This window comes from Occallatibacter sp. (genome assembly GCF_049510455.1).
In the GTDB taxonomy this organism is placed as follows: domain Bacteria; phylum Acidobacteriota; class Terriglobia; order Terriglobales; family Acidobacteriaceae; genus Telmatobacter.
The window spans coordinates 21,195-48,038 of record NZ_JBEKYX010000012.1 but is presented as its reverse complement, the minus strand read 5'-3'; the positions used below and the strand labels follow the sequence as shown (position 1 = coordinate 48,038).

The following is a 26,844-nucleotide window of genomic DNA, read 5'->3' as shown; positions in this document are numbered from 1 at the left end:
TCCACAGATGAGCCTATGCTGATGAACTAGAAGCTAGAGGCTTGAAGCTGCTTTTATTCACCTAATACCCGCTTGAAGATGGCGTCTACGTTGCCTAGCTGGCGGGTGTAGTCGAAGGTCTTTTCTAGCTTCTCTGGCGATAAAAGTGCGGTGATCTTGGGGTCTTTGGATACTTCGTCGCGGAAGATTAAATCTTCTTTCCAGGACTGCATGGCGTGGGTTTGGACCAGGCGATAGGCGTCTTCGCGCATCATGCCGGCTTCGGCTAGATCTAGCAGCAACTGGCCGCTGAAGATGAGGCCGCCGGTGGATTCGAGGTTCTTCTTCATGCGCTCGGGGTAGACGAGAAGGCGGTCCAGCAGGTCTGTGGTTTTGGCTAGCAGGTAATCCGTGAGGATGGTGGAGTCGGGGAAGATTACGCGCTCGACTGAGGAGTGCGAGATGTCGCGCTCGTGCCAGAGGGCTACGTTTTCAAAGGCTGCCTGGGCGTTGCCGCGGAGGACGCGGGCGAGGCCGCTGATTTGCTCCGAGATGATGGGGTTCTTTTTGTGCGGCATGGAGGAGGAGCCTTTTTGCTTTTCGCTGAAATACTCCTGGGCTTCGCGAACTTCAGTGCGCTGCAGGTGGCGGATTTCTACGGCGATCTTGTCGAGCGTGCTGCCGAGGATGGCGAGCGTGGAGATGTAGGCGGCGTGGCGGTCGCGCTGGATGACCTGCGTGGCTACTGGCGCGGGCTTGAGGCCGAGGCGGGCGCAGATGCGCTCTTCGTGTTCCGGCTTTAAGTGGCCGAAGGTGCCGACTGCGCCGGAGAGCTTGCCGACGCGCATGTCTTCCGCGGCGGCATCAAAGCGGGCGAGGTTGCGCTCCATCTCCGCGAACCAGTTGAGGAACTTGAGGCCGAAGGTTGTGGGCTCGGCGTGGATGCCGTGGGTGCGGCCGATTGTAGGCGTGTGCTTGAACTCGATGGCGCGGCGCTTGAGGACTTCGAGAAAGGCTTCGATTCCTTTACGGATTTGTGCGGAGGCTTCTTTGACCTGGAGGGCTTGCGCGGTGTCTACGATGTCGTTCGAGGTGAGGCCGTAGTGGAGCCAGCGGGATTCAGCATCGAAGCCCTGGGTTTTGAGGCTTTCCGAGACCGCGGTGGTGAAGGCGATGATGTCGTGGCGGACTTCGGCTTCGATCTCGCGGATGCGGTCTACGGTGAAGCTGGATTTGGCTGCAATGGCCTCGGCGGCGGCGGTGGGGATTACGCCGTCTTCTGCGAGGACGGCAGAGGCCGCGGACTCCACCTTGAGCCAGCAACGGTATTTGTTTTCCTCGGTCCAGATGGCTCCCATCTGCGGGCGTGTGTAGCGGTCGATCAAGAGCGGGCTCCTAGGTGTGTTGCCGGTGGATTTCCAACATCTGATTGTACGTTGTGCTTTGTGAGTGCAAATTTAGCAATGAAGATGGAAGCAGTTTGAACGCGGGGGCTAAAGCCCCATACCTATGTAAAGCGTTTTCGGCACGACTAAAGTCGTGCCCTGATACAAACCCAATTCAAAACGGACCGACTAGCGTTCAGTCTTATAGTGTTTACCATTTAAATAACAGAAGCGGTTACCGAAATAAATAAAAAAATCTACGCATGCGCCTGTAAGTGATTGATCTTAAAGCTATTTATTTAAGGATTTCGGCGTGCATGATTTTGTTCGCCTTCGCTTCGCCCCTTGTCAATGAAATCAATGAGTTAACCATTCCGATTATTGAAATGGTGTCTCAAGCACTGTGCCGCGGCGCATTCTTCGAATAAAAAGCGAATGGCCCAATTCTTGTGGAAATTGGGCCATTTCTCAACTTAATAAAAGGATTATGCCATAGAGAGGCATAATCTTATGCAAAAAATCTTTAGGTGCACGGCACTTTTTTCAGAGATTTATATGCATAACTCCCTGGATGTCTTTGGGCGCAAAACTGCGCATCCGGAGATGCCTTGAGTATTGGGTCTTGTTTCTTAGCGGGTTAGCCGCGCTTCGCGCGATAGCGAGTTAGCAAGTTGGCGGAGAGAAAAACGACGAGGGGAATTCGATATGTAATTCCTTTTTTTCAGGCGCGGGGGATGCCGAGGCGGGTGTACATCTCGTCATAAAGAAGGCCGCGGCCAGGCGCGTACGGCTGCCACCACTCGCCGTTAATGACCATTTGCGGAATGGCGCGCTTGCCCACGTTGCGAAGAACCTCGTCAAAGGCGGCAGGATCCTGCTCGACATCAATTTCGATATAGGCCACGCCATGCGTTTCGAGGAATTGCTTGGCGGCGCGGCAATCCCGGCACCATTCGGCCGAGTAGACTTCAACTCTCATACATACGATTGTAATCTGAGACGTGTGCAAGGAGCCGATGACGAATGTCACCCGACGAGATCAAAACCATTTTGAAATTGGCGCCGCATCCGGTGGAGGGCGGTTTTTTCCGGCGGACCTATACTTCAGCACTGACGATGGAGACGGAGCGCGGAGTGCGAGCGGCGGGGACGGCCATCTACTACCTGCTGGAGCCGGGGACTTTCTCTGAGATGCATAGGCTTACTTCAGACGAAATTTTTCATTTTTATCTCGGCGATCCGGTGGAGATGCTGCAACTCCATCCCGATGGGCGGCGCTCCGCGCTTTTCACTCTTGGACAAGATCTATCCAAAGGACAACACTTGCAGCTCACGGTGCCGGCGGGCGTGTGGCAGGGTACGCGGCTGCTGCCTGGCGGCAAGCTGGCGCTGCTCGGCTGTACAGTGACGCCGGGATTTGAATTTGCCGACTATTCGAGCGGTAACTACGCCGATCTGGCGGGCAAATGGCCTGCCGAGGCTGAGCGCATTCGAGCGCTGACACATAATTAAAGCAATTTTTGAGCTATTTGCGGTAAGCTGTTTGCGCTGTTGAATCATTGGACTCCAGAGGAGCTGACAGAATGGACCGCAATCGCAGATTGGTTTCACTCACTGTGCTGGCGCTGGCGGCAACGCTGGCGCTGGGCGGGTGCAAAAAGAGCGAAAACTCACAGACAAATACTCCGCAACAGCCTGCGGCAACTCCGGGGCCGAGCACGCCCGATCAGTCCGCGGCCAGCCAGCCGAGTGCGGCTTCTCAGCCTGCTGCGGCTCCGGCTGCTTCTCCGGCTGCCGGGGCGCAACCGTCGTCTCCTTCTCCTACGCCTGCTGCCGCTCCCGCGGATCAGGCTGCGGCACCTGCTGCGCCGCCACCTCCTCCGCAGCCGACCGTGGTAATTCTTCCGAAGGGAACGCAAATCCGCGTACGGCTGGATCAGGATCTGGGATCGGCTATCAGCCAGACCGGGCAGAGCTTCAGGGTGACGGTTTCCAGACCGGTCGTTGTGGACGGGCAAACGCTGATTCCGACAGGTTCGCGAGCGGACGGTACGGTAACCGACGCTCAGCCTCTGGGCAAGATCAAAGGCGAAGCGCGCCTGGCGGTAAGACTCCATCGGATTCATACCCCGTGGGGAAGCTATCCGGTGGAAACCAGCTCCATTTCCCGCGTAGAGCAGGGAAAAGGCAAACGCACCGCCGCGATGGGCGGCGGTGGAGCGGGCCTTGGCGCGATCATTGGCGGGATTGCCGGCGGCGGCAAGGGCGCGCTGATCGGCGGCCTTGTAGGCGGCGGAGCGGGTACAGCCGGTTCAGCGTTCACGGGCAACAAACAGATTGTGCTGACGACGGAAACGCTGTTGACTTTCCGCCTGCAGCAGGCTGTACACATTACAACGCAGCCGTAATTGAGGCAGATGTATCAGAGAGTTTGCCTGAAACAGCCAGCTTCGGCGTTTAACCTCGTCGTTTAACCGCGGCGCTCGCGGAAGAAACGGCGGAGGAGTTCGGCTGCTTCTTCCGCGCCGATTCCCTGCTCCACCTGCATTTGATGGTTCAGCCTGGGGTGGTTGAGCACTTCAAGGACTGAGCCTGCGGCTCCTGCCTTTGGGTCGGGAGCAGCGTAGACCAGACGGTCGAGGCGCGCATGAATCATGGCTCCGGCGCACATGGCGCATGGCTCCAATGTTGCGAAGAGCGTGCAGCCGGGCAGGCGATAGTTGTTAAGCGCGCCCGCGGCGGCGCGCATGGCGATGATTTCCGCGTGGGCTGTGGGATCGTTGTCGCGTAAGACGCGGTTCTGGCCTGCGGCGATGATGTTGCCCTGATGCACGATGACTGCGCCGATGGGGACTTCGCCGGCTTCTGCGGCGAGATGGGCCTCAGTGAGTGCGGCGTGGATGGCTTGGTGGTCGGTCATCGAGAGTTCGCTGCAGCAAGCTTGCGCAGATGATGAAAGTTAAGGACATCCATGCCTTGGCTTTGCAAAAAACCCGCCAATCTGAAATCCTCTGTAACAATAAGCGCCTCTGCTGCAAGTCTGCTCAGCGCCGCATCTGTAATTCCAAACGCAATAAATTCGGGCCCCTGTATAAGCTCTGCAGCAGGAATCCATTTTTCGAAGGTGCTCGCGTTTTTCTCCTGCGAGGCAATCAAGAAAGCGAAGTTTTTATACCACTCAGGCTTGTAGTTTTGAGGCAGGCTGTTCGCAAGATTGCTTACTTCAGTGAGAATGTGAGGAGTAGTTATTAGGCTTTTAAACGTGCTCAAAAAGCGCACCAATAATTGATGATCGGCGATCGTGTAGTCTTGAACTCGCTTAAAACTCTGGAATACCCTTTGTCCCATCTGGCCCGAGACTAAAACCAATAACAGATTGGAATCAAGAAGTACGCTCTTTCCACGATATTTCTTGAAAACCTGTTCTTCGAGTATCGCCAATGGAGACCATCGCTCAATATGGATTTGATGGATTTGTAATAGAAATCAGTTCGCCATTTTCAGCGGCAACCCGAACCACTTTTTCAATTCGTTGCCGGCTAATGAGATCAGCCAATGACTCAGCCTTCTGATCTTTTCCTACATTCACAAAAAACGTAATCGTCCATTCCGGAGCATCCGGCCTACGTGTCATCTCCTCGACCTTTGGATCAAGCTTGGCGAAATCTGGGACAATTTCCAGCAAATATCCCCGGGCTTTATCGACCGCTGCTCTCGGTTCAAGCATCCTAAACTCTCCGTGATGGAATTATATCGTTGCCGAATCTGCGGCCGGTTGCTGTTGGGTCATGCAGTGCAGGGTGCCGAGGCCCCATACTAGATCGACGGCGTGGATGCCGATGACTTCGCGGTCTGGGAAGAGCTCCGACAAGATGTTGAGCGCGATGCGGTCGTTGCGGTCGTGGAAGGTGGGCATGAGCACTGTGCCGTTGGCGATGTAGAAATTCGCGTAGCTGGCCGGGAGGCGCTGGCCGCGAAAGACGACTGGGCGCGGCAGTGGGAGTTCCGCGATTGTGAATTGCTTGCCTTGAAGTGTGCGCGCGGACTTGAGGCGTTGGAGGTTTTCCGCGAGAGGCTCGTAGTTGTAGTCGGTGGTGTCAGGTTCGACGGCGGTGACGATGGTGTCGGGCGCTACGAAGCGCGTGATGTCGTCTACGTGGCCGTGGGTATCGTCGCCGGCGATGCCGCGGTCAAGCCAGAGGACTTGATCGATGCCGAGGTAGTCGTGGAAGGCGCGCTCAAGCTGCTCGCGGCTTATGCCGGGGTTGCGCTGCTGGATTTCGCTGAGAAGGCACTCTTCGGTCGTGAGCAAAGTTCCCTGCCCGTTGGGGTCGATTGATCCGCCTTCCAGCACGAGGCGATGCGTTCCGATGCGCGGCTCCCATACTGGAAGGTCGAGGAGCTTTGCGGCGCGGGCGGGAAGCTTGTCGTCGAGTTGCCAATCGTCGTACTTGGCCCAGGCGTTGAAGTGCCAGTTGGTGAGGGCTACTTGCCCTTTCGCGTCTCGGATGAAGATTGGGCCGGAGTCGCGGGTCCAGACGCGGTTTGTGGGCCAGCGATGGAAATTTACCTGATCGAGATTTGCGCCGGCGCGGTCGAGGATGCTTTTCACTCGCGATTCGGCAGTAGCGTCCTGCACGAGCAGATGCACTCGCTCATTGCGGGCGAGGATGCGGACGATCTCCGCGTAGAGCCACGGAATTGACTGGAATTTACCGGGCCAGTCTTCCGGATTGTGCGGCCAGGCGAGCCATGTGGCTTCGTGGCGCTCCCACTCGGCGGGCATGCGGTAGCCTGACGCGCGAGGCTTTTTGCTGGGTTCGGTGGACATTGCTACTTGGGGTCTCCGTCGGGCGCCCAGGCGCGCACGGGGTCGAGGAAGCGCTTTGTAATCGGCGCGTAGGCGTCGATGCGGCGATCGCGCAGGAAGGGCCAGTTGCGGCGCGTCTCTTCCATTAGATTTGGATTGATCTCCGCTACTACGATTTCTTCTTCGGTGTGCGATGCCTTGGCGATGATGCGTCCGAATGGGTCGGCGAGGAAGCTGCCGCCCCAGAACTCGAGGCCTGCGCCTTCAACGCGGTTGCCGAGAACGTCGCCGGTCTCGTGACCGACGCGGTTTACTCCTGCGACATAGACGCCGTTGGCGATGGCATGCGAGCGCTGAATCGTTTGCCAGGCGTCATACTGGGCTTCGCCGAATTCTTCCTTCTCCGCAGGGTGCCAGCCGATTGCGGTGGGATAGAAGAGCACTTCAGCGCCTTGCAGAGCGGTGAGGCGCGCGCCCTCCGGATACCACTGGTCCCAGCAGACGAGCGTGCCTATGCGGCCTACCTGCGTGTCTACGGCCTGAAAGCCGAGATCACCGGGAGTGAAGTAGTACTTCTCGTAATAGAGCGGGTCGTCGGGGATGTGCATCTTGCGATAGACGCTGCTGATTTCGCCGGCGGGGTTCAGCGTGACGGCTGTGTTGTGATAGAGCCCAGGTGCGCGGCGCTCAAAGAGCGAAGCGATGATGGTGACGCGAAGCTCAGCCGCGAGCTTACCGAGGCGCTGCGTTGCGGGACCGGGGATGGGCTCGGCGAGGTCGAAGAGGCGAAGGTCTTCACGCTGGCAGAAGTACTGCGCCTGAAAGAGCTCCGGCAGGCAGATGATCTGCGCTCCACGCCCGGTTGCCGCGCGGATGCGATCTTCCGCGGCGGCAAGATTTTTTGCCGGGTCCGGGCCCATGCTCATCTGCACAAGGCCCACTTTATATTTACGCGCGCTGGTCATTGATTTCGTTCCTATTAGCAGCTTTTTTTGATGCGACAGGCCAATCCCGCGATGCGGAATTCAGAGCGGCATTAGACGCTGAAAATGGCGCTTTGCGCAAGACGTTCCCGGATGAGCTTATCGCATTCCAAAGGCCAAAAACAGGCGCGCGCAAATTTTATCCAGTGTTCATACGGCTGGCGCAGTATGCTCATCCTCGCGGCCAACTCGAACGCCACCGAAACTTCCGAAAAATTCTCCCCTGGCCGCAACTTTTTGCTGTTTTTTGTGTCTTTTCAGCATGTATCGAAGTGCAAGGACAGGTCTGTTTACCTGCTGCGTAGCATTAGCCACCGCAAGCGCGTTCGGCCAGCAGCAGCAGCCGGCACCACCGCCCGTACAGGCCGCTCCGCCAGCCGCGGGGGCGGACAGCAATCCGGTGCCGCTTGAGTGGACGCCCCCGGCGCTGACTACCCTGATGGCGCAGGCTGCCGTGAAAAACAGCTTTACGCTGGACCGCAATCTGATTCACGCAGCAGCCCAGATGTATACTGACACCGATGCCGGAGTAAGCCAGGCTATCAGCAAGGTGGATGGCGTGAGCGTACACACACTGCGCTTTGGCCCGAATGGCGTGCCGGATGAGGCGGCCGTCAATGCGATTCGCGAGGCTTATCATCTGCGCGGCTGGAAGCATGTGATTACAACGACCAACACAGGCGGGCCGGTGCATAACGACCACACCGACGTGTGGATGGTTCTGGATGGCATGAATGTTCGCGGTGCGGTGATTCTGGCGGAAACGACGCGCAGCGTGACACTGGTTACTGTGGCAGGAAACCTGAGTCCTGTGGACATTCTTCATCTGCGCGGGAAGTTTGGAATTCCGAAGTTTGACGATGGCGGCTTGCAGGTACAGAAGTAGCTTCGATCAGCCAGTTGCGAGCGGGTTGACCCAGCGCAGTCCAGGAAAACGGGCGAAGTCACGATCATTGGTGTAAATAACGCCGCCGTGCTCAATCGTCACCGCGGCCAATACCGCGTCTGAAGTGATATTTCCGCGCGAATCGCTTTCGAGAAGTACACGGCGCAAGGTTGCCCAGTGCCCTTCCGACGGGCTTAGCAGACGCACATGCGGCAACTCCAACCACTCATCCACAATTGCACTGGCCTGCTCCATGGAGAATCGCCCACCCGTCACAGCCGGATGAGTCAGTATTCGCAGGAATCCAATAAGCGAGGGCCACGGAATACCAACCGGGTCGCTGCCGGACAGTACCCCCTGCAACCATGCTTGCGCCTTCGCATGTTCCTTAGCATTGCTATCGTATGCGTAGAGGAGCAGATTTGTATCGAGAACAATCATCGACGCAAAGGACCATCGAGAACATCAAGCAGTTGTTCCACCTTATGATATTCAGTTCCGAAACCAAACCTGGCCAGGTTCAATGGCAGCGGCTTAACGACAAATTTCTTTTTACGTAAAGGCTTGCGACGATCCTGCAAACCCCTTCGTAAGGCATCGTTTACCGCGCCTTTCAGGGATTCACCCGAGCGCTTGAGATCCTGCTCCAGCAGCCTGGCAACGTCATCGTCGATGGTGAGTGTTGTCCGCACATCATGATGTTTCCATAAAAAGCATCATGATGTCTACCTGTTTTCGGCACAATATTTCTCGCGGATCATTATGTGACCTGCCTCATTGCCACCTCTAAATTCCAGGTGTTAGCCTTCCTCTTTGACAACTCAACACTGAGGAACCGACACATCCATGCAAACCACGTATAACGGCCTTTCCCTGCCCACCGATGGGCAGCCCATTGAGTACAGCAACGGACAGTTCAGCGTTCCCGATCATCCCATCATTCCCTTTATTGAAGGCGACGGCACGGGCCGCGACATCTGGAAGGCTTCGCAGCGAGTTTTTGACGCGGCTGTTGAAAAAGCCTACGGCGGCAAGCGCTCCATCAAGTGGTTCGAGATCTTTGCCGGAGAGAAGGCGTACAAGCAGTTCAGCAACTGGCTTCCCGACGACTCAGTGAATGCGGCGCGCGATCTGCGCGTGTCGATCAAGGGACCGCTGACTACGCCTGTGGGCGGCGGCATTCGCTCGCTGAACGTGGCGCTGCGGCAGATTCTCGATCTCTACTCCTGCGTGCGGCCCGTGAAGTATTACCAGGGTGTGCCGAGCCCGGTGAAGCATCCGGAGAAGCTCGATATTGTTCTGTTCCGCGAGAATACCGAAGACGTTTATTCCGGCGTGGAGTTCAAGCAGGGATCGGAAGATGCTGCCAGGCTGATTGCGTTCCTCAATGACGATCTGTTGTCGAAGACCAAGAAGAAGGTCCGCACGGATTCCGGCGTGGGCATCAAGCCTATTTCGATTTTTGGCACGAAACGCCTTGTGCGTTATGCCATCAAGCAAGCCATTGAGTTAGGCCGCAAGACCGTTACGCTGGTACACAAGGGCAACATTCAGAAATTCACGGAAGGCGCGTTTCGTGAGTGGGGTTATGAAGTTGCGACGCAGGAGTTCCGCGAGCAGACCGTGACTGAGCGTGAGAGCTGGATTCTGGGCAATGTGGAAGCGAACCCCGGAATCACCGTTGAACAGAACGCTGCGCTGATTGAGCCGGGTCTTGAATTTGGTACGCAGGGCTTCCGCGATGAGCTCTATGCCGAAGTCAAGGGAGTCCTCGATTCAATCGGCAAAACGCACGGCAATGGCGCATGGAAGTCGAAGATTCTGGTCAACGACCGCATTGCCGATTCCATCTTTCAGCAGATCATCATTCGGCCTTCGGATTACAGCATTCTTGCAACTTCCAACCTGAACGGCGACTACATCTCCGACGCAGCCGCTGCGCAGGTGGGCGGGCTTGGCATTGCGCCGGGCGCGAATATCGGCGATGGCTATGCAGTTTTTGAGGCCACGCATGGGACTGCACCCAAGTATGCCGACAAGGATGTGATCAATCCCGGCTCGGTGATTCTCTCTGGCGTGATGCTGCTGGATTTCATTGGCTGGAAGGAAGCTGCGCGGCTGGTTGAAAATTCGCTGGAAAAGACCATCGTGCAGAAGTTTGTCACGTATGACTTTGAGCGGCAGACGCAGGGCGCAACCAAGGTGGGAACGAGCGAGTTTGCTACCCGCATCATCGGCAATATGTAAACTCAGGGGTCAGAGATCAGGGGTCAGGGGTCAGTTTCGTTCCGTGAGATGCAGCCGGCTTCGATAACATCCGCCCCTGTAAACTGAATTAGAAATTACTGATCCCTGACCACTGACAACCGATCTCTGGAGAATTGAAATGCGTAAAAAAGTAAGCATTGTTGGCGCCGGGAATGTTGGCGCCACTGCGGCCCATTGGATTGCTTCCAAGGAACTGGCCGATGTTGTTCTTATTGACGTGGTGGAAGGCGTGCCGCAGGGCAAGGCGCTTGATCTTGCTGAGGCGATGCCGATTGAGAAGCGCGATGTGAGCGTCATCGGCGCGAATGATTATGCCGCTACGGCGAACTCCGACATTGTTGTGATTACCGCGGGCATTGCGCGTAAGCCGGGCATGAGCCGCGACGATCTGCTGAATACCAACTTCAAGATCATGTCGGATGTGATTGCGAAGGTGGTTGCGCAGTCGCCGGAATCGATTCTGATTATTGTTTCGAATCCGCTGGATGCGATGGCGCAGGCGGCCTTTCGGCAGGCAGGCTTTAATCGCGAGCGAGTGATCGGCATGGCCGGCGTTCTGGACTCTGCGCGCTTCCGTACCTTCATTGCGGAAGAGCTGAATGTGAGCGTGGAGAATGTGACTGCGTTTGTGCTGGGTGGACATGGCGACACGATGGTTCCGCTGGCGCGCTATTCGACGGTTGCCGGGATTCCGATTACTGAGCTGATTGCTCCTGAGCGGCTGGAGCAACTGATACAGCGTACGCGGGATGGCGGAGCGGAGATTGTGAAGCATCTCAAGACAGGCAGCGCGTATTACGCGCCTTCCGCCGCAGCCGTGGAGATGGTGGAAGCGATTCTGAAGGACAAGAAGAAGATTCTTCCCTGCGCGGCGTATCTGCAGGGCGAGTACGGCATTGAGGGCTACTACATCGGCGTGCCGTGCAAGCTGGGAGCGGCGGGGCTTGAGCAGATCATCGAGATCAAGCTCACGGCTGAGGAAGACGCGGCGCTCAAGAAGTCCGCTGAGGCCGTGAAGGAACTTTGCGCCGTGATCGGCGTTTAACCTCTTACCGCAAGCATCACTGCAAAGGACCGCTTCCGAAATATGTTCGGGGCGGTTCTTTTGTTTTCTCCGCCCTTCGATGGAGAATTCCATCCCCCCTGAGTCGGTTGCCGGTTCCGGCTCTGAATAGCGATTCTCAGGGGACATTATGAAAACATTTTTCTGTTCCCTGCTTTTCCTGCTCGTTTCCGCCAGTGTGCTCGCGCAGTCCGATCCAGGTAACTTCTATGCGCGATTTTCCGCACAGACGAACGAGATTCAATCCAAACAGCCAAACTGGCCACCTCCGCTGGTGACCACCTATACCGGCCTGTTTCAGGTTCTCCGCTCGGATTTTGTGCGCCAGATTACGCCGACGCATACCGACACATGGAACATGGACAACAGCAAATGTATGAGCTTCATTCCGTTCAATCGCACGGAATTCGACATTAACCTGCCGCCTTATATTTTTCACAACACGCCCGCGGCAAAAGATGGGTGGGGAGATATGTCGTTCCTCGGCAAGTTCCGTATTGCCAGCGGCAATGAGGAGCAGGGGAACTACGTCATCAGCATCTTTGCCCTGGCCACGGTGCCCACAGGCCAGTACAAGAACGGTTCGACGGACGCGAGCATTGCGCCCAACCTCGCTGTTGGCAAGGGTTTTGGACCATTGGCGATACAAACCACGGCCGGCACCACGCTCTATACGAGCAAGCCTGCTACCACCACCACCGGCAATCCCGTGGCGTGGAATCTGGCGAGCCAGTATCGCCTGCACAAGTATTTCTGGCCGGAGGTTGAGAGCAACGCTACGTGGTACAAGGGCGGCACAAATCACGGCAAGATGCAGGAGTTTGTTACGCCGGGTGTACTTGTGGGCAAGCTGAAGCTGCACCCGGACGATCCGAAATCGCGCCCCGGATTCACTTTTGGCGCGGGAATGCAGATTGCCACCAGCCAGTTTCATAGCTACAACCATGAGCTGGTTATGACGGCGCGCTGGATCTACTAAAACCGCGCCATACCGGACAGTAAAGGGCGCGGAGAGTTCGCCGCGCCAGATTGCGGACAAAGTCAGTCTAGTGGTTTTAAGGAAGGGCCCGGGGCTGAAGCCCTCTTGAATACATTGGCCTTATTCGTGAGGCTGAAGCCTCACGCTCCCTCCGGAAAAGCGATGATGGGGTTTTTCATCAGGCTGAGACGCGGAGAGTTCTCCGCGCCTTGCTTACCGCGCTTCTTATTTCGCTCAGCGAAGAAAGTCCTGCACCAGCGGACCAATGCGATCGGCGCACTGGACATGGGCCAGATGTCCGCAGCCGGGTATGACGTCCAGCCTGGACTGCGAAATGAGTTGATGCATCTTCTGCCCTTGCTGGAGCGGAACGATATGATCCTGGTCACCCCAGACCAGCAGAATCGGCATCTTGAGCTGCGGCAACAGCGCGTCCGTTGCATTCTGCCGCGTCCACATGGTGTTCAGCGCGCGCTGAATGACCCATGCATTCTTATTCGAGATGCGAACCATATCGCGCGCAACAAACTCTGGAACGTGCCGGGAATTCGGTACCAGCAAGCGATAAAGCGCATCGAGCTGCTGCGGATTCTGCGGCGTAAAGAGATGCGTATCCCAGTCGGGAAGAACATCCAGGCCCACGGAGTCAAAGAGCATCAGCGTCCGCACGCGATCCGGATGGTGAGCCGCGATTAATTGCGCAATCCAGCCGCCCATGGAGACGCCGCCAAGATCCACCTGCTTCAACCCGAGCACGTCAAGAAGGCCGACAACAATGTTCGCCTCATCGGGAACCGAGTAGGAGAAGTCCGCGGGCTGCTCGCTCTTGCCATAGCCCACAAGGTCCAGCGCGTACACGCGATACCCCGCGTACTCGATATATGGCATCAGGTTGTGCCACTCCGCGGCGCTACCGCCGAGCCCATGAATCAGCACAAGAGGCTTGCCATTTTCCGGGCCGATTGCATAGTAGTGTACCTTGTATCCGGAAACCGTGACCCATTTGCTCTGCGCCCCGGTAGCGCGCATCTGGAAATCGACCTGCGCGTTAAAAAAACTTACCGGGCGCAGATAAAAAGCCACACCTACCGCTGCCATAACCAGCACGAACAGGCCCGGAATCCAGAATCGCTTGCGAATCGCCATCTTTATTTCTCTCCAGCTTCTATCGCTTTTGCCCGCTGCCATCCGGCTTCGATCACGCGGACGGTAATCGGGTCCAACTGCAATGCGGAGTGGCTGTTCCACTCTGAACGTTCCACCCAACGGGCCTGCGCCGCATCGGAAGCTGCCCGCAGCTCGCCGCCCGTGACACGGCACAGAAAATCTGCAATCACGTAATGGTAGCGGATGCGCTCGCCTTCGCGGTAAATGCGATCCAACAGCTCAATCAGCTCCACCGGCTCAACAAGCAGGCCCGTTTCTTCTTCTACTTCGCGCACGATGGCGCGTTCGAGCGGTTCGCCCAGCTCGATCAATCCGCCCGGCAGCGACCACTGTCCGCGCGCCGGCTCTGTTGCTCGCCGCACGAGCAGGATACGGTTCTCATGCGCCACCACCGCGCCCACGCCTACCAATGGCATTTCTGGAAACTCACGCTGCATATATCACTAAAATAAAGCCGTAGGGTATGGGATGCGCATATATCCGTCTGCAACTTCCGCGTTCGCGGCTCATCTTTATATACAGGAGCGAATCATGGCTGAAATTATTCTGCGGATTGACGGAATGCACTGCGGAGCCTGCGTAAAGCGCGTGAGCCAGGCGCTGGGCGCGGCGCCGGGGCTTGCCGTGAAGGAAGTGCGCATTGGCGCGGCGCGTATTGAATCCGACCAGCAATCCGCTGCCGGCCAGGCTGTGGAAGCGCTGGCTAAAGCGGGATACAGAGCCCATTTGGAAGAAGCTCTCGCGAAGAACTGAGTGAACGAACCTGCCACAGAATCGATTACGCTGCCCGTTGTGGGGATGAGCTGTGCTGCCTGCCAGCATCATGTGGAGGAAGCGCTGCGCTCTACTACCGGCGTGGACACGGCGCGCGTGGACCTGATGGCGCATCGCGCGCATGTGGTGTTCCATCCTGCTTTAGTGCAGCCGGAGTCGTTCGTCACGGCGATCCGCGGCGCGGGCTACGATGCTGTGCTGCCGCGCGCCGGCGCAAGCGGGATGGAACAGCCCACGCCGCAATCCGGATCGATGCGGAAAGCGTCTGTGGCCATTGCATCCGGCATTCTGGCGATGCTGCTGAGCATGAGGATGGATGCGGGGCAAGAAGCGATTGTGCGCTGGCTTCTGCTTGTGGTTACTGCAATTGTGGCCACCTGGGCGGGGCGCGGCATTTACCTCAGTGCATGGCGAGGTCTGCGGCATGGCGCGACCAATATGAACACGCTGGTTGCGCTTGGGACTGGCGTGGCGTTTCTCTACTCTGCCTTTGTCACGGCGTTGCCCGGCAGTGTTTCGACGCAGATGGTCTATTACGACGCGGTTCTGCTGATTCTTGGCTTTCTGCTGCTCGGCAAGGCTCTTGAAGAGCGCGCCAAACATCGCGCTCTTGCGGCTCTGGATGCGCTGAGCCGCATGAAGCCTGTCACGGCACGCCGGATCGTCAATGGCGTAGAGACCATTGTTCCTCTGGCAGAGATTGGCCCAGGCGATCGCGTGCTGGTGCTGCCTGGAGAACGCTTCCCTGTGGATGCTGTGATTGCCAGCGGCCGCACCACGGTGGATGAATCCATGCTGACCGGCGAATCGACTCCGCTCGAACGCGGTGTTGGCGGACACGTGCTGGCTGGGTCGCTTAACTATGACGGCGCGGTTGAGTGCGTTGCCGAGTCGCTCGGCGAGGAAACAGTGCTTGCGCGCATCACGCGGATGGTGGAGCAGGCGCAAAGCTCGCGTGCGCCGATGGAGCGGCTGGCTGATCGCACTTCGGCCATCTTTGTTCCTGTTGTGCTGGTGCTGTCTGTGATCACCTTTGCGGTGTGGATGGTGGCAACACATTCTCTGGGGCAATCTCTTGCCAGCACGGTAGCGGTGCTTGTGATTGCCTGTCCTTGCGCCATGGGGCTTGCTGTTCCCGCGGCGCTTACTGTGGCTGTGGGACGCGGCGCGCAACTGGGCGTGCTATTCAAAGGCGGAGAGGCTCTGGAACGCCTTGCCAATGTCAATGTGATCGCGCTGGACAAGACTGGAACGCTGACGGTGGGCAGGCCTGTGCTTGAAACTGTTTGGCCGCTTGGGCCATTCGACGAGCAGACGCTGCTGCGCATTGCGGCGGCTGCGGAGGAGCGCTCCAACCATCCGCTTGCTCATGCCATTGTGGACCGCGCTCATGCGCTCGGCCTGACGTGGCAGCCCGCTGAAGAGGTGCAGATTCTGCCTGGGCGCGGACTGACTGCGCGGGTTGAAGGCCGGGACTGCATGCTGGGCAATGCGGCGCTCTTTGCGGAGATGGCGCTTCCGCTTCCAGCGGGAGTTCCCGCCACGGAAGCTGGTGTTACGCGCCTGTGGATGGCTCTCGATGGCGTTGCTGTCGCATATTTCGATGCGCGGGATTCGCTTCGTCCCTCCGCTGTTGCCGCTGTTACGCAACTGCGCCAGGCCGGCCTGCGAGTGCTTATGCTTACCGGGGACTCCGCGGCTGCCGCTCAGTCGATTGCAGAGCAGGCCGGGATTACGGAGGTTGAATCTTCTCTCGATCCGGCGGGCAAGCTGGCGCGTGTGCGCTCACTGCAGCAGGACGGCCTTCGCGTGGCGATGGCAGGCGATGGCATTAACGATGCCGGCGCGCTGGCCGCGGCGGATGCCGGGCTTGCGATTGGTTCCGGCGCCGATCTGGCGCAGGAGGCGGGCGATGTGCTGCTTCTGCGCCCCGATCCTGCCGTCATCTCCGCGGCCATCGGGCTGGCGCGCCGGACGCTGCGCACCATGCGGCAGAATCTTGCCTGGGCTGCGGGCTACAACCTCATCGGAATTCCCATTGCCGCCGGGGTGCTTTATCCGGCATTTCACATTTTGCTCAGTCCGTGGGCGGCGGCGGCGGCGATGGCTTTCAGCTCGGTCAGCGTGCTTGCGAACAGTCTTCGACTGCGGGGCTGGCGTCCGTCGGGTAATGGCTCAGTTTGAGAAAATCCCGCAGGGGCTAAAGCCCAAAGACTTTATCAGCCGGATTTTCGGCACGACTCAAGTCGTGCCCTGTTACAAAGCTGGTGCGATTTAGTTTTTCCGCAAACTGTAAAGTCGTGCCCTGTTACAAAACAATTCAAACTGAGCCAGTACCGTTCGTCGGCTTGACTCGACTTGACACGATAAACTGACAGGAGAGTCTCTTACGTGCGCATCCTCACACGCTACATTCTCGGCGAAATTCTCTCCCACGCGCTTATTGGGTGCGCGCTGTTTACTTTTATTCTCTTCATGCCGCACCTGCAGCCGATTCTGGAAACTTTGGTGCGGAACAGCTCCACGCTGAGCAGTGTTGCACAGATTTTCCTTTTCACCCTGCCATACCTTCTCAATGTCACCATCCCCATGTCTGTGCTTGTAGGCGTTTTGCTGGGCCTGAGCACCCTCGCCTCCAACAGCGAGATTATTGCCATGCGCGCGAGCGGCCTCGGGATCGGCTACTTTGTCCGTGTTTCTTCTATCGTTGCAACCTGCGGCTGCATTCTCGGCCTGATCAACTCGCTTTATGTCTCCCCCAAAGCCAACCAGGGCATTCTCGACATGGAGCAGGCGCTTGCCGCTTCGCAGGCCACTTATCAGATTCAACCGCGCGTTTTTATCGAAGATTTCCGCGGCTACGTGCTTTATGTGCAAAACGTAATCAGCGGCACAGGCGCGGCCAACTGGCGTCAGGTCTTCATGGCCGACCTCTCAGATCAATCGTCCCCGCGTATCACGACCGCCGCCACAGCCACAGTCGTCAACGATTCCACGCAGGAATTGCTGATGCGTCTGCGCAACGGCGCAAGCCATGAAAACCAGCCTGACCAGCCGTATAGCGTCTCCAAATTCACTACCACCGATCTTCCCCTGAGCCTTAATCCGCAGAGCAATGTTCATCTGGGACGCATGGATACGGCCATCTACGCGATTCCTACAAAGGAACTGATTCAGTTCATTCATCAGGTGGACAAAAAAAGTCCTGACTATAAACGCTTTCTCATTGAGCTGAACAATCGCTTCTCGTATCCCGCAGCGTGCCTTGTGCTCATGCTCGTCGGTGTGCCGCTCGGTGTGGTCTCGCGCCGCGGCGGCAAGAGCTCCGGCTTTGTTTTCACGCTACTGCTGGTGATTCTTTACTACATCCTCTCCTACACGGGAGTGGCGATGGCGCGGCAGGACAAACTGCCGGTCTTTTTCGCTGTGTGGATGGCGAACATTCTTTTTGCTGTTGCAGGTTCATTTTTGCTTTGGCAAATTGCCACCGGAGGCCGCGTGCTCTCCGCGCTTTCCTCGCTCATTGCCCGCGCCCCCAAGGTCAAGGCTGCCGCCGCGATTCAGGAAAGCGGCGCGAAGATCACGAGATGGATCGATCGCCTGCAGCCGCGCGCTACGCGCCGGTCGCGCGGTGTCTTTCCACGCATCCTGGATGAGTACGTCATCCGCCAGTTTCTGAATACATTCTTTCTGGTCCTCTGCGGCTTTGTCCTGCTGATGCTTGTCTTCACCTTCTTTGAGCTGGTGGGCGACATCATTCGAAACCGCATTCCTCTTACGGTCGTCGGCGACTATCTTGTGAACCTGACGCCGAACATGATCTATACGATCGCTCCGCTTGCCGTGCTCATTGCCGTGCTGGTCACCTTTGGCGTGCTGAACCGAAACAGCGAAATCATCGCCATGAAGGCGACAGGCATCAGCCTTTACCGGCTGGTGATTCCGATTGTTTCAATCGCCGCTCTGCTCGCCGTCTGCCTCTTCGCTTTCGACGAGCTCTACCTGCCGCAGGCCAATCGCAAGCAGGAGGCGCTGCGCAGCACGATCAAAGGCCGTCCGCCGCAGACCTTCCTGAATCCTGAGCGGCAGTGGATCTTTGGGCAGCCTCATCCCGGTGAACCGGACCGGATCTTCTATTACCAGTTCTTTGACCGGGACCGCGAAGAGTTCGTCAATATGTCCGTCTTTGAGCTGGACCCATCCACCTTCGCGGTCTCCCGCCGCATCTTTGCCTCCCGCGTCCTGTGGGACACGGAAATCGGCGCATGGCGCTTCCAGAACGGCTGGGAACGCGACTTTGACGGCGCAAATCAGAAAAACTTCCGCGAGTTCATCAACACCAGCTTCAGTGAGATTCACGAAGAACCGGGCTACTTCTTCAAGGAAATCGTGCCGTCGCAGGAGATGAACTTCGGACAGCTCGACCGCTACATACGCGACCTGAGCCAGAGCGGCTTCGACACCATGCGATTGCGCGTCGCGCTCTGGCACAAGCTCGCTTATCCGCTCATCGCCATCGTCATGGCGATGCTGGCCATTCCCTTTGCGCTCTCCATGGGCCGCCGCGGCTCCCTCACCGGAATCGCCATCGCCATCGCTGTCGCGCTGAGCTACTGGGTCGTCGATAATCTCTTCGGCGCCATGGGAAACGTCAACTATCTGCCTGCGCCGATGGCCGCCTGGTCGTCCGACATCCTCTTTGGGTTGGCGGGCGGGTATTTGCTGTTGAGGACGCCGACGTAAGAGCGGCTTCCAGCTATTAGCTTTTAGCTCTTAGCTTGTTTACGGACAACCAACAATCTCCGCTTCACATTCGCCGCTGTCCCACAAGCGTTATGGACATTCCTTACGACTTCTTTCGGCCGCAAGGGCGGAAAACCCACCTGCTTGTTCTCCCACCGTCGCGCTAAGAGCTACCAGCTAAAATAAGATCATGCTTCGCGAACTGCGCCCACTCTTTTCCTATATGCGCCGCTACCGCTGGGGATACGTTTGGGGCAGCGTCTCTGTGGTGGCCACCAACGCGATCTCCGTTCAGTTTCCGCGCGTGGTGGGCAAAGCGGTCGATTCACTCCGCGAACCCGGAACAACGCGCAGCACAATCCTGATCCTGGCTGGCCTGCTGGTCGTCATCGGCATCACCAAGGGCGCCTTTCTCTATGCGCAGCGCTGGATTCTCATCGGCATCTCGCGCGATATTGAATTAGACCTCCGCAATGACCTCTTTCGCCATCTCGAAAATCAGGACTCCGGTTTTTATCGCCGCTATCACACCGGCGACATTATGGCGCGCATGACCAACGACCTCAATGCGGTCCGCATGCTGCTTGGGCCCGCCATCATGTACAGCGCCAACACGCTCATGTTTACCTTATGCGCGGTTTTCTATCTGCTGCGCGTCAGCCCGTACCTTACACTCATCGCTCTGGCCCCTGCGCCGCTCGCTTCCCTTCTGGTGCAGTACCTGGGACGCAAAATTCACGAACGCTTTGAGCGCATTCAGGCCGGCTTTTCGGAGATATCCTCGCAGGCGCAGGAGAACTTCTCCGCCAATCGCCTGGTCCGCGCCTTCGCGCAGGAAGAAGCTCAGATCGCGCTCTTCGAGAAACTCAACCGCAGTTACATAGGCCGCTCACTGAGGCTGGTGCAGCTCATGGGCATGCTCTGGCCTACGCTGGAATTCATCCTCGGCGGCTCCATGGTTCTCACGCTTCTGATTGGCGGCCATCAGGTCATCGAGCATCGCATCAGCGTGGGACAGTTCGTCGAGTTCAATACCTACATGCTGCTGCTCATCTTCCCGGTCATCGCACTCGGCTGGGTCGTCAACATCTTCCAGCGCGGCACTGCCTCTGTAAAACGCATTGATGAGATGATGCGCGAGATACCCTCGATCGACGACAGCCAGGCGGATGCCTCCATTGCCGCCGATACCGTTCTTCGCGGCGAAATCGAGTTTCGTCATCTCAGCTTCCGCTTCGATGAGGGCTCCCACGATAGTCCAGCCGTACTGCGCGACATCTCGCTCCACATCCCGGCCGGCTCGAGCCTGGCCATCGTTGGCCCGACCGGCTCGGGTAAAACTACGCTGGTCAACACCCTCTCGCGTCTGCTGGAAGCGCCCGATGGCAGTCTTCTCATCGATGGCCGGCCTGTTCGCCAGTACCCTCTTGCCGTGCTGCGCCATAACATCGGCATGGTGCCGCAGGAGACCTTTCTCTTCAGTGAAACCCTGCGTGAAAATCTTGCCTTCGGCGCGCCGGGAGCTACCGCACAGGATCTCCTCGACGCCGCCGAAGCCGCGCATATCCGCAAGGAGTTCGAAGAGTTCCCTCTGGGGTTTGAGACTGTCGTAGGGGAGCGCGGCGTCACGCTCTCCGGAGGACAAAAGCAGCGCACCGCCATTGCGCGCGCGCTACTGCGCCGTCCTGCGATTCTCATTCTCGATGACGCGCTGGCTTCCGTGGATACATACACCGAGGAGCGCATCCTCGGCGGATTACGCAACTATACCGCCGGCGCAACCACCATCCTGATCTCCCATCGTGTTTCTACTGTGCGCAATGCGGACCAGATCGCAGTACTCGATAAAGGCCGCATCGTCGAGATCGGCACGCATGAGGACCTGCTCGCTCTCGATGGTTACTACGCCGGGCTGCATCAGAAACAGCAGTTGGAAGAAGAGCTTGCTGTAGCCAGCTAAGCACTGCTCAGCATCTTCGGAGACGTTTGGGGAAGATGTCCTAAGCGCTCCATCGCCGTGAATCGATGCCGTTCTCCTGCGAAGGCGGAATCTGCTGCGGCGGTGGATTCATGGCCGGAGTCAACGCCACCTGCTTCCAGGCATCGCGCACATTCTGCACGCATTGAATCGCATGCAGAAACTTTGCCTTCGAAGCCCCCTGCGAGGCCTGCAAAATCTGCGCGAAGATGGACGCGTAAAAATCGCTCAGCGCCTGAGCCGGTCTTCCTCCTACATCCATTCTCAGACGTGCCTGCAGATGCAGAATAATGTCCAGCGCGCGCTTCACTTGATTGCGGCGGGCGGTCTCATCGCCGCGATCGACCGCGTCGCATGCCGCATACAGAAAGCGGAGAATGCCATCGTAGAGCGCAACCACCAGTTCTACCGCCGATGCGCCCTTCAGCGCATGTTGCTGATACATTCCCATTGGAGCTGACCCCTAGCCTTAACCGTTCGGGTTTTCGTTGAAGCCGCTGATGGCCGAATACAATTCGTTGACGCTGTTCAATTGCGAGGGCAACTGCTGCAGAACTTCATTCGCTGAGTTGAGTTCGGTCGTAAGGCTCGACTGCTGCTCGGATATCTCCAGATTCTCTTTCGATATATCCGCATGCAGCGTCGATTCGACGTTGCTGTTTGAGCTTTGAGCCAGCGCCAGCACACCATCCGTATTGCTGGTGCCCGCATTGTTCAGCATCGTAGAGAAGGTCATTCCCCAACTGTTGGCATCCTGGAAGAAGCCCAGCACGCCACTGAAATTCGAGTTCAGGACCGAATCGAGCGAGGTCTCGTCCAGAGAGATGGACCCATCGTTGTTCAAGCTGAAGCCAAGACTGGTGAGCGCGTTAATTCCACCGCTGTTCGCGGTAAAGGTCAGGGCGGTTGTCCCATCGGTCAACGCTGAAGTGACGGAAAGCGAGGAGCCGGAGGTGTTCGACACAAGCACCAACTGCGGCCCGGCACCGTTGTTGACTACATTGGCCGTCACTCCAATACCGTCGGAGTTGATGGCGCTCGCAAGGCCGTTCAGATTCTGGCTGCCCGCTGCCAGCGACGACATCTGAATCGTTGTCGAGCCAATGGTGACGGAACCGGCCAGCGTATCGGATGCGCTGCTTGCGCCCGCTATAAATCCATTGGGGCTCTCATAGTTAATGCTACTCAAAAGCTGCTGCTGCAGCAGAGTGAGCGTGGGAGAACCAAACAACGGCTCGGCAGTGCCGGAAGCGTTATTGCCTTCCTGCGCATTCATCGCCGAAACCGCCGAGTTGTAATCCGTTACGAACTGGCCCAGAGTGCTTTCCACCGCGGAGTTGTCATTTGCAATGACGACCTGAACCGTGTCGTCTGTGCCGGTGGTGCCCAGAAGCTGGAACGTGACGCCAGGAATAAGGCCCGAAACCGTATTGGATGCGCTTTGAAGCGCGATGCCGTTCACCGTCAGCGAAGCATTCGCACCGGTTGCGATCTGCGAGGTATAACTGAGCGCCGCGCCGCTGGTGGAATCCGTGAGGCTGTTGGCGGTCACGGCGATACTGCCGGCTGTGCCGGAGGTATTCGAAGTGAGAACGAGCCTCGATCCGGTGGTATCTGTAAGCACTGTAGCCGTCACGCCGATACCCGCGGAAGTAATCGCATTGGCCAGGCCGGTGATATTGTCATTTCCGGTGCTCGAATCGGGCACATCCACCGTCGTTCCGTTGATGTCCACCGAGCCTGTCAGGGTGTCACTGGCACTGTTGATCGCTGACATGAAACCGGTCGCGGTGGTTGCAAGCGAGTTCACCGAAACGGTGTATGTGCCTGCCGTAGCCGTAGAATCGGCAGCGGTCAGCTCAAGAATGTCGTTATTCGAGCTGGACCCCTCCTTCAGCGACAAAACGCCGGTAAAGTCCGTAAGTGCGCTTATGTCGTTGGTTAGATTCGAGTAAAGCGTGCCCAGGCTGGACAAAACCGTGTCCTGGCTTCCAAGGCTCGACAGCTGGTTATTCCACGGCGTCTCCACGTTCTGAAGATTGGCAACAATCGCGGAAACCGTGGTGCTGACATCAAATCCCGTTCCGCTGGTCGGCGACCCAAAACTCAATCCAACAGTACCCATCTCATTCTCCCGGAAAAAGAACTTGCAGCTTGATTGCCAAATTCAGGCTGCGGCGGATTGGAAGGCATCAACAAAACACCTGTGAAGCTCCGCGCGCAAGTCCCTGGTCTGCCCCAGAATTTCTCTGCCCTACAAAAAGGACAGGAAGGACGCCAAAAATAGCGCCCTTCCTGTATATCGGCAGGTTCGCCGGATTATTGGAGCAGCTTTGTAACTTCCTGCTGCATGCTGTTGGCCTGTGCAAGTGCCGAGATGCCCGTCTGGGTAAGAATCTCGAACTTGGACAGGTTGGAGGTTGCAGCCGCGTAGTCGGTCGCCTGAACGGCGTTCTGCGCGCCAACAATGTTCTCCTGTTCGGTGGACTCAACGTTCGAGATCGCGTTCAGGGTGTTGATCTGCGATCCCACATAGCCGTCCTGGAGAGCAACGGCCGAGATGGCCGAGTTCAGGTCGGTCAGGGCCGTCTGGGCGTCAGCCGTCGTGGTCAGAGTGTCCGCTGCCGGCGTTGCGGTGCCGGCGACGTTGGTGGCCGTGAATGCGCCGCCAGCAAAGGCCACCGAGCTCGCGCTGAAGCCGAGAGCAGTCGCGCTCAGGTCGCCGATGGCGAGGTTGTCCGTCGATGATCCGGCGGTCGAGGAATCGCCGGTGAAGATGCCAACCGGGGCGGCTGCGCCGAAAACCGACGTCTGGTTGTAGGTGGTCGTCGAGCCGATGTTCGTGATTTCGCCCATGATCGAGGAGTACTCGGCCTCGGCAGCTGTGGACTGGCTTGTGCTGAGGGTACCGTTCGAGGCCTCAGTGGCCAGCGTAACGGCACGGTTGAGCAGGCTGGTGACTTGCGAGAGGGCGCCATCGGCAACCTGGAGCAGGCCCACGCCTTCCGTGGCGTTGACCGTCGACTGCTGCAGAGCGGCCGAGTTTGCGGCCAGACCGTCCACGAGCGAAAGGCCCGCGGCATCGTCTGCGCCGGAGTTGATCTGCGAACCTGAAGAAAGCTGCTGCAGCGTCTTCGTCAGGCCGGTCTGCGTGTTGTTCAGGTTCTGTTCCGCAAACATTGCGGGAAGGTTATTTAAAACACCCAGGGACATGGGGTTCTCCTTATTGATGCGAGGATTTGAGGCCCTCGTTTCGCGTCCGCCCCCATTTCGGTTTCTGCCCTGGGTGCCGCCGCGGAACTGAGCCATCCGCATCTGGCCCCTTCTTCGGCCTCCACATCAGCGAACTTTATACTTTGCGGCAACTGTCCGGGGCGAGACACAGCTACCGCGCCGGTCCTAATCTTTTTAACCTTTATCCACATACGCCGATAACTTCCTGCATAAGGAGGCGCGCCATGATTGAACTCACCCGCTTAAACGGCAGCCTTTTGCTTGTCAACAGCGATCTGATCAAGACCGCGGAGGCCGCGCCGGATACGATGCTCACGCTCATCACTGGAGAGAAGCTCATTGTCCGCGAGGGCTGCGCCGAAGTCATTGAGCGTGTCACCGCCTACCGCGCGCGCCTGCTCGCGGAGGTGGCGCGTCGTCTCCCCGCAGGCGTTGAAGCCACCCGAGTCGTCTCGATGACCGGCCTCCGGATGACGAACGGCGGTGAGGTCATTCTTCCTCCGAGCAAGGAAAGGCCATAAAAGGAGCTACCCATGATGGATAAGGGAAGTTTTGCCGGCATATTTGTAGCCGTGGCAGGCATTGTCGCCGGCCTCATTATTGAAGGCGGCAACATCGGGCAGATTCTGCAGCCCACCGCCGCGCTCATCGTCTTCGGCGGCACGCTGGGCGCTGTCATGCTGCAATTCCCTCTGCGCACGGTCGCGGCGGCCTTTCGCAAGAGCGTCCATGCCTTTGCCCCTCCGCGCAGGGAGCATGACCAGCTCATCCAGATGCTTGTCGGCTTTGCCAACAAGGCTCGGCGCAATGGGGTCGTTTCGCTGGATGCCGATCTTCAGGCCATTTCCGATCCGTTTCTGCGCCAGGCCATGATGCTGGCCGTGGACGGAACCGAGTCGAACGATCTTCGCAAGATCATGCAGGTCAGCCTCGATTCCATGGCAGATAGCGAAGAGCGCCTGCCCGCTGTCTTTGAGGCTGCCGGCGGCTTCTCGCCCACGGTCGGCATCCTTGGCGCAGTGCTCGGTCTCATTCAGGTCATGCATCATCTGGACAACATGCAGGAGGTTGGACGCGGCATTGCTGTGGCCTTCGTCGCCACTGTTTACGGTGTCGGCATCGCCAATCTTCTCTTTCTTCCGCTGGCCGGCAAGCTGCGCCTTCGCATTCATGCCGACTACATGGAGCGCGAGATGATGCTGGAAGGAGTTGCCTCCATTCTCGATGGCATGAATCCGCGCATGCTCGAGGTCAAGCTCGGCGGATTTGTGGATGAACATGGCCGCGACAGGATCTCCGCCGAGCGTGCCGCATGAGGCGCCGCCTGGGCAAATCACACACCTCGCACGAACGCTGGCTGGTCTCCTACGCAGACTTTGTCACGCTTCTCTTTGCCTTCTTTGTGGTGCTCTATGCCTTTGCCAAAGCCGACCAGAGGCGCCAGACCGAGGTCTCCCAGGCCATCGATACCGCCTTCAAGTCGCTCGGTCTCTTCGCCAACGCATCGCGCGTGCCGGACAACAAGAGCGCATCTTCGGCGAAGGAGCAATCCGTGATGGCGATGAACATCGTCATGGGTGAAGATGTGCTCGCCCCGGCTCAGGTGAAAGACGATCTCACTCGCATGAAGCACGATCTGGATGAGCGGCTGGCGAGTCAGATTGCGCAGCACAGCGTGGCCATCAAGCTGGGCAAGGATGGTCTGGTCATCAGCCTGCGCGAGGCCGGCTTCTTTGACTCCGGCTCCGCCGCTCCTCGCAAGGAGGGCCTCGAATCCATGCAGCAGATTGCATCGGAGCTGGCCCAGATGCCTTACGATCTTCGCGTTGAGGGACACACCGATAATGTGCCGATTCACACCGCGGAATTTGCTTCCAACTGGGAGCTATCCTCGGGTCGCGCCACCAACATCGCGCGCGACATGCTGGACCTGCATGCCGTCACGCCGGATCGGCTCTCTGCCGCGGGTTACGCCGAGTTTCATCCCGTGGATACCAACGACACCGCGGAAGGCCGCGCCCGCAACCGCCGCGTCGATCTCGTCATTTCGCCCCGCACCAAGATAAACCTTGCCACAGATACCACGCAGCCCGGCGGTGAGTGGCGCAAGATCACGGACGCTGACGCAGCAGCAAAAACGAACTGATCACTCCACGCCCAATACCTTCACAATCACCCGCTTTCGGCGCTGTCCGTCGAACTCCGCATAAAACACGCGCTGCCAGGTGCCGAGGTCCAGCTTGCCTGCTGTCACTGGAAGCGTGGTTTCATGGTGCAGCAGCAGAGCCTTGAGATGCGCGTCTCCATTGTCTTCGCCCGTTCGGTGATGCTTGTACTCGGGCCGCGCCGGAGCCAGTTCCTCCAGCCACTTGGCAATGTCCTCGATCAGTCCGCTCTCCAGATCGTTTACATAGATTGCCGCGGTAATGTGCATGGGAGAAACAAAACAAAGCCCGTCGCGCACGCCGCTTCGCTTCACGATTGCTTCCACCTCGTCGGTGATGTGGACCATCTCACGACGCTTTTTTGTCTCAAAGACCAGATATTCGGTGTGGCTCTTCATCGCATTCCATCTCCTGCCTTTTATTCTTCTCG

General features: G+C 57.9%; 28 protein-coding genes. 13 read left to right on the top strand and 15 right to left on the bottom strand.

Annotated features, from left to right (window positions below):
- Positions 1-53: 53 nt before the first annotated feature.
- Together purB and ABSG47_RS03920 are read right to left on the bottom strand one after the other, a co-directional pair.
- Positions 54-1,364, bottom strand: a complete 1,311-nt coding sequence (gene purB, locus ABSG47_RS03925) for an adenylosuccinate lyase (protein WP_424166657.1) — start codon at positions 1,362-1,364, stop codon at positions 54-56.
- Positions 1,365-2,085: 721 nt separating this feature from the next.
- Positions 2,086-2,343 carry a glutaredoxin family protein gene (locus ABSG47_RS03920; RefSeq protein ID WP_424166654.1) on the bottom strand — a complete coding sequence of 86 codons (258 nt, stop codon included), beginning with the start codon at positions 2,341-2,343 and terminating at the stop codon, positions 2,086-2,088.
- A gap of 44 nt (positions 2,344-2,387) precedes the next feature.
- Here ABSG47_RS03920 and ABSG47_RS03915 point away from each other — a divergent pair, with 44 nt between their 5' ends.
- Positions 2,388-2,876: a cupin domain-containing protein gene (locus ABSG47_RS03915; RefSeq protein ID WP_424166651.1), complete on the top strand. Its 489-nt coding sequence runs from the start codon at positions 2,388-2,390 to the stop codon at positions 2,874-2,876.
- Between the two features lie 71 nt (positions 2,877-2,947).
- Positions 2,948-3,772: a hypothetical protein gene (locus ABSG47_RS03910; RefSeq protein ID WP_424166647.1), complete on the top strand. Its 825-nt coding sequence runs from the start codon at positions 2,948-2,950 to the stop codon at positions 3,770-3,772.
- A 62-nt stretch (positions 3,773-3,834) separates the two neighbouring features.
- On the opposite strand, the gene tadA is transcribed toward ABSG47_RS03910, so the two are convergent.
- The 5 genes from tadA to ABSG47_RS03885 are packed head-to-tail and all read right to left on the bottom strand — an operon-like array spanning position 3,835 to position 7,139.
- Positions 3,835-4,284, bottom strand: coding sequence for a tRNA adenosine(34) deaminase TadA (gene tadA, locus ABSG47_RS03905; RefSeq protein ID WP_424166644.1), 450 nt, complete (start codon positions 4,282-4,284; stop codon positions 3,835-3,837).
- Positions 4,281-4,805, bottom strand: a complete 525-nt coding sequence (locus ABSG47_RS03900) for a PIN domain-containing protein (RefSeq protein ID WP_424166641.1) — start codon at positions 4,803-4,805, stop codon at positions 4,281-4,283. The genes tadA and ABSG47_RS03900 overlap by 4 nt, the downstream gene beginning before the upstream one ends.
- Positions 4,806-4,818: 13 nt before the next feature.
- Entirely contained in the window at positions 4,819-5,091 is a 273-nt protein-coding gene (locus ABSG47_RS03895; protein WP_424166638.1) for a hypothetical protein, read from the bottom strand.
- Between the two features lie 21 nt (positions 5,092-5,112).
- Complete coding sequence (locus ABSG47_RS03890) at positions 5,113-6,195, bottom strand: agmatine deiminase family protein (protein ID WP_424166636.1); 1,083 nt, start codon at positions 6,193-6,195, stop codon at positions 5,113-5,115.
- A 2-nt stretch (positions 6,196-6,197) separates the two neighbouring features.
- On the bottom strand, positions 6,198-7,139 hold the full coding sequence (locus ABSG47_RS03885; RefSeq protein WP_424166633.1) for a carbon-nitrogen hydrolase: 942 nt from the start codon (positions 7,137-7,139) through the stop codon (positions 6,198-6,200).
- Between the two features lie 280 nt (positions 7,140-7,419).
- Here ABSG47_RS03885 and ABSG47_RS03880 point away from each other — a divergent pair, with 280 nt between their 5' ends.
- The gene (locus tag ABSG47_RS03880; RefSeq protein ID WP_424166630.1) at positions 7,420-8,043 is read left to right on the top strand and encodes a hypothetical protein; all 624 of its coding nucleotides are present in this window, start codon (positions 7,420-7,422) and stop codon (positions 8,041-8,043) included.
- Positions 8,044-8,049: 6 nt separating this feature from the next.
- Here the strand turns inward: ABSG47_RS03880 and ABSG47_RS03875 are convergent, their stop codons facing one another.
- Positions 8,050-8,484: a type II toxin-antitoxin system VapC family toxin gene (locus ABSG47_RS03875; RefSeq protein ID WP_424166628.1), complete on the bottom strand. Its 435-nt coding sequence runs from the start codon at positions 8,482-8,484 to the stop codon at positions 8,050-8,052.
- Positions 8,481-8,735, bottom strand: a complete 255-nt coding sequence (locus ABSG47_RS03870) for a hypothetical protein (protein WP_424166625.1) — start codon at positions 8,733-8,735, stop codon at positions 8,481-8,483. Before ABSG47_RS03870 ends, ABSG47_RS03875 begins: the two co-directional genes overlap by 4 nt.
- 154 nt (positions 8,736-8,889) lie before the next feature.
- On the opposite strand from ABSG47_RS03870, the gene ABSG47_RS03865 reads away from it, so the two are divergent.
- The 3 genes from ABSG47_RS03865 to ABSG47_RS03855 all read left to right on the top strand — a co-directional run bounded on the left by ABSG47_RS03865 (position 8,890) and on the right by ABSG47_RS03855 (position 12,353).
- Positions 8,890-10,290: an NADP-dependent isocitrate dehydrogenase gene (locus tag ABSG47_RS03865; RefSeq protein WP_424166623.1), complete on the top strand. Its 1,401-nt coding sequence runs from the start codon at positions 8,890-8,892 to the stop codon at positions 10,288-10,290.
- Between the two features lie 139 nt (positions 10,291-10,429).
- Positions 10,430-11,356 carry a malate dehydrogenase gene (mdh, locus tag ABSG47_RS03860; RefSeq protein WP_424166620.1) on the top strand — a complete coding sequence of 309 codons (927 nt, stop codon included), beginning with the start codon at positions 10,430-10,432 and terminating at the stop codon, positions 11,354-11,356.
- 148 nt (positions 11,357-11,504) lie between these two features.
- Positions 11,505-12,353 (top strand): transporter, encoded by an 849-nt coding sequence (locus ABSG47_RS03855; RefSeq protein ID WP_424166617.1) that lies wholly within the window; start codon positions 11,505-11,507, stop codon positions 12,351-12,353.
- A 234-nt stretch (positions 12,354-12,587) separates the two neighbouring features.
- Here the strand turns inward: ABSG47_RS03855 and ABSG47_RS03850 are convergent, their stop codons facing one another.
- Complete coding sequence (locus tag ABSG47_RS03850) at positions 12,588-13,499, bottom strand: alpha/beta fold hydrolase (protein WP_424166614.1); 912 nt, start codon at positions 13,497-13,499, stop codon at positions 12,588-12,590.
- Between the two features lie 2 nt (positions 13,500-13,501).
- Positions 13,502-13,936: an NUDIX hydrolase gene (locus ABSG47_RS03845; protein WP_424166611.1), complete on the bottom strand. Its 435-nt coding sequence runs from the start codon at positions 13,934-13,936 to the stop codon at positions 13,502-13,504.
- Positions 13,937-14,051: 115 nt separating this feature from the next.
- Between ABSG47_RS03845 and ABSG47_RS03840 the strand changes: the two genes are divergently transcribed.
- The 4 genes from ABSG47_RS03840 (at position 14,052) to ABSG47_RS03825 (ending at position 20,997) form a co-directional block, all read left to right on the top strand.
- Positions 14,052-14,273 carry a heavy-metal-associated domain-containing protein gene (locus ABSG47_RS03840; RefSeq protein WP_424166609.1) on the top strand — a complete coding sequence of 74 codons (222 nt, stop codon included), beginning with the start codon at positions 14,052-14,054 and terminating at the stop codon, positions 14,271-14,273.
- Positions 14,274-16,478: a heavy metal translocating P-type ATPase gene (locus ABSG47_RS03835; RefSeq protein WP_424166606.1), complete on the top strand. Its 2,205-nt coding sequence runs from the start codon at positions 14,274-14,276 to the stop codon at positions 16,476-16,478.
- Positions 16,479-16,685: 207 nt separating this feature from the next.
- Positions 16,686-19,037: an LptF/LptG family permease gene (locus ABSG47_RS03830; RefSeq protein ID WP_424166604.1), complete on the top strand. Its 2,352-nt coding sequence runs from the start codon at positions 16,686-16,688 to the stop codon at positions 19,035-19,037.
- A 190-nt stretch (positions 19,038-19,227) separates the two neighbouring features.
- On the top strand, positions 19,228-20,997 hold the full coding sequence (locus tag ABSG47_RS03825; RefSeq protein WP_424166601.1) for an ABC transporter ATP-binding protein: 1,770 nt from the start codon (positions 19,228-19,230) through the stop codon (positions 20,995-20,997).
- A 40-nt stretch (positions 20,998-21,037) separates the two neighbouring features.
- On the opposite strand, the gene fliS is transcribed toward ABSG47_RS03825, so the two are convergent.
- The 3 genes from fliS to ABSG47_RS03810 all read right to left on the bottom strand — a co-directional run bounded on the left by fliS (position 21,038) and on the right by ABSG47_RS03810 (position 24,228).
- Positions 21,038-21,466, bottom strand: coding sequence for a flagellar export chaperone FliS (gene fliS / locus ABSG47_RS03820; protein WP_424166598.1), 429 nt, complete (start codon positions 21,464-21,466; stop codon positions 21,038-21,040).
- Positions 21,467-21,484: 18 nt separating this feature from the next.
- The gene (gene fliD / locus ABSG47_RS03815; protein WP_424166595.1) at positions 21,485-23,140 is read right to left on the bottom strand and encodes a flagellar filament capping protein FliD; all 1,656 of its coding nucleotides are present in this window, start codon (positions 23,138-23,140) and stop codon (positions 21,485-21,487) included.
- A gap of 194 nt (positions 23,141-23,334) precedes the next feature.
- The gene (locus ABSG47_RS03810; protein ID WP_424166592.1) at positions 23,335-24,228 is read right to left on the bottom strand and encodes a flagellin; all 894 of its coding nucleotides are present in this window, start codon (positions 24,226-24,228) and stop codon (positions 23,335-23,337) included.
- A 245-nt stretch (positions 24,229-24,473) separates the two neighbouring features.
- Here ABSG47_RS03810 and ABSG47_RS03805 point away from each other — a divergent pair, with 245 nt between their 5' ends.
- Genes ABSG47_RS03805 through ABSG47_RS03795 form a run of 3 tightly spaced genes read left to right on the top strand, consistent with a single transcriptional unit; the run spans position 24,474 to position 26,395 of the window.
- Entirely contained in the window at positions 24,474-24,770 is a 297-nt protein-coding gene (locus ABSG47_RS03805; RefSeq protein WP_424166589.1) for a flagellar FlbD family protein, read from the top strand.
- Between the two features lie 12 nt (positions 24,771-24,782).
- Positions 24,783-25,565 (top strand): flagellar motor protein, encoded by a 783-nt coding sequence (locus tag ABSG47_RS03800; protein WP_424166586.1) that lies wholly within the window; start codon positions 24,783-24,785, stop codon positions 25,563-25,565.
- A complete protein-coding gene (locus ABSG47_RS03795; protein WP_424166584.1) occupies positions 25,562-26,395 on the top strand; it encodes a flagellar motor protein MotB in 834 nt (277 codons plus the stop codon). The genes ABSG47_RS03800 and ABSG47_RS03795 overlap by 4 nt, the downstream gene beginning before the upstream one ends.
- Here ABSG47_RS03795 and ABSG47_RS03790 read toward each other — a convergent pair whose 3' ends face one another.
- Complete coding sequence (locus tag ABSG47_RS03790; protein ID WP_424166582.1) at positions 26,396-26,812, bottom strand: secondary thiamine-phosphate synthase enzyme YjbQ; 417 nt, start codon at positions 26,810-26,812, stop codon at positions 26,396-26,398.
- Positions 26,813-26,844 lie beyond the last annotated feature (32 nt).

Bases quoted from the DNA above. Each gene is read 5' to 3' on its own strand.
- ABSG47_RS03920 (WP_424166654.1), bottom strand. From the start codon at position 2,343: ATGAGAGTTGAAGTCTACTCGGCCGAATGGTGCCGGGATTGCCGCGCC.
- ABSG47_RS03915 (WP_424166651.1), top strand. From the start codon at position 2,388: ATGTCACCCGACGAGATCAAAACCATTTTGAAATTGGCGCCGCATCCG.
- ABSG47_RS03910 (WP_424166647.1), top strand. From the start codon at position 2,948: ATGGACCGCAATCGCAGATTGGTTTCACTCACTGTGCTGGCGCTGGCG.
- tadA (WP_424166644.1), bottom strand. From the start codon at position 4,284: ATGACCGACCACCAAGCCATCCACGCCGCACTCACTGAGGCCCATCTC.
- ABSG47_RS03895 (WP_424166638.1), bottom strand. From the start codon at position 5,091: ATGCTTGAACCGAGAGCAGCGGTCGATAAAGCCCGGGGATATTTGCTG.
- ABSG47_RS03890 (WP_424166636.1), bottom strand. From the start codon at position 6,195: ATGTCCACCGAACCCAGCAAAAAGCCTCGCGCGTCAGGCTACCGCATG.
- ABSG47_RS03885 (WP_424166633.1), bottom strand. From the start codon at position 7,139: ATGACCAGCGCGCGTAAATATAAAGTGGGCCTTGTGCAGATGAGCATG.
- ABSG47_RS03880 (WP_424166630.1), top strand. From the start codon at position 7,420: ATGTATCGAAGTGCAAGGACAGGTCTGTTTACCTGCTGCGTAGCATTA.
- ABSG47_RS03875 (WP_424166628.1), bottom strand. From the start codon at position 8,484: ATGATTGTTCTCGATACAAATCTGCTCCTCTACGCATACGATAGCAAT.
- ABSG47_RS03865 (WP_424166623.1), top strand. From the start codon at position 8,890: ATGCAAACCACGTATAACGGCCTTTCCCTGCCCACCGATGGGCAGCCC.
- mdh (WP_424166620.1), top strand. From the start codon at position 10,430: ATGCGTAAAAAAGTAAGCATTGTTGGCGCCGGGAATGTTGGCGCCACT.
- ABSG47_RS03855 (WP_424166617.1), top strand. From the start codon at position 11,505: ATGAAAACATTTTTCTGTTCCCTGCTTTTCCTGCTCGTTTCCGCCAGT.
- ABSG47_RS03850 (WP_424166614.1), bottom strand. From the start codon at position 13,499: ATGGCGATTCGCAAGCGATTCTGGATTCCGGGCCTGTTCGTGCTGGTT.
- ABSG47_RS03845 (WP_424166611.1), bottom strand. From the start codon at position 13,936: ATGCCATTGGTAGGCGTGGGCGCGGTGGTGGCGCATGAGAACCGTATC.
- ABSG47_RS03840 (WP_424166609.1), top strand. From the start codon at position 14,052: ATGGCTGAAATTATTCTGCGGATTGACGGAATGCACTGCGGAGCCTGC.
- ABSG47_RS03825 (WP_424166601.1), top strand. From the start codon at position 19,228: ATGCTTCGCGAACTGCGCCCACTCTTTTCCTATATGCGCCGCTACCGC.
- fliS (WP_424166598.1), bottom strand. From the start codon at position 21,466: ATGGGAATGTATCAGCAACATGCGCTGAAGGGCGCATCGGCGGTAGAA.
- fliD (WP_424166595.1), bottom strand. From the start codon at position 23,140: ATGGGTACTGTTGGATTGAGTTTTGGGTCGCCGACCAGCGGAACGGGA.
- ABSG47_RS03810 (WP_424166592.1), bottom strand. From the start codon at position 24,228: ATGTCCCTGGGTGTTTTAAATAACCTTCCCGCAATGTTTGCGGAACAG.
- ABSG47_RS03805 (WP_424166589.1), top strand. From the start codon at position 24,474: ATGATTGAACTCACCCGCTTAAACGGCAGCCTTTTGCTTGTCAACAGC.
- ABSG47_RS03800 (WP_424166586.1), top strand. From the start codon at position 24,783: ATGATGGATAAGGGAAGTTTTGCCGGCATATTTGTAGCCGTGGCAGGC.
- ABSG47_RS03795 (WP_424166584.1), top strand. From the start codon at position 25,562: ATGAGGCGCCGCCTGGGCAAATCACACACCTCGCACGAACGCTGGCTG.
- ABSG47_RS03790 (WP_424166582.1), bottom strand. From the start codon at position 26,812: ATGAAGAGCCACACCGAATATCTGGTCTTTGAGACAAAAAAGCGTCGT.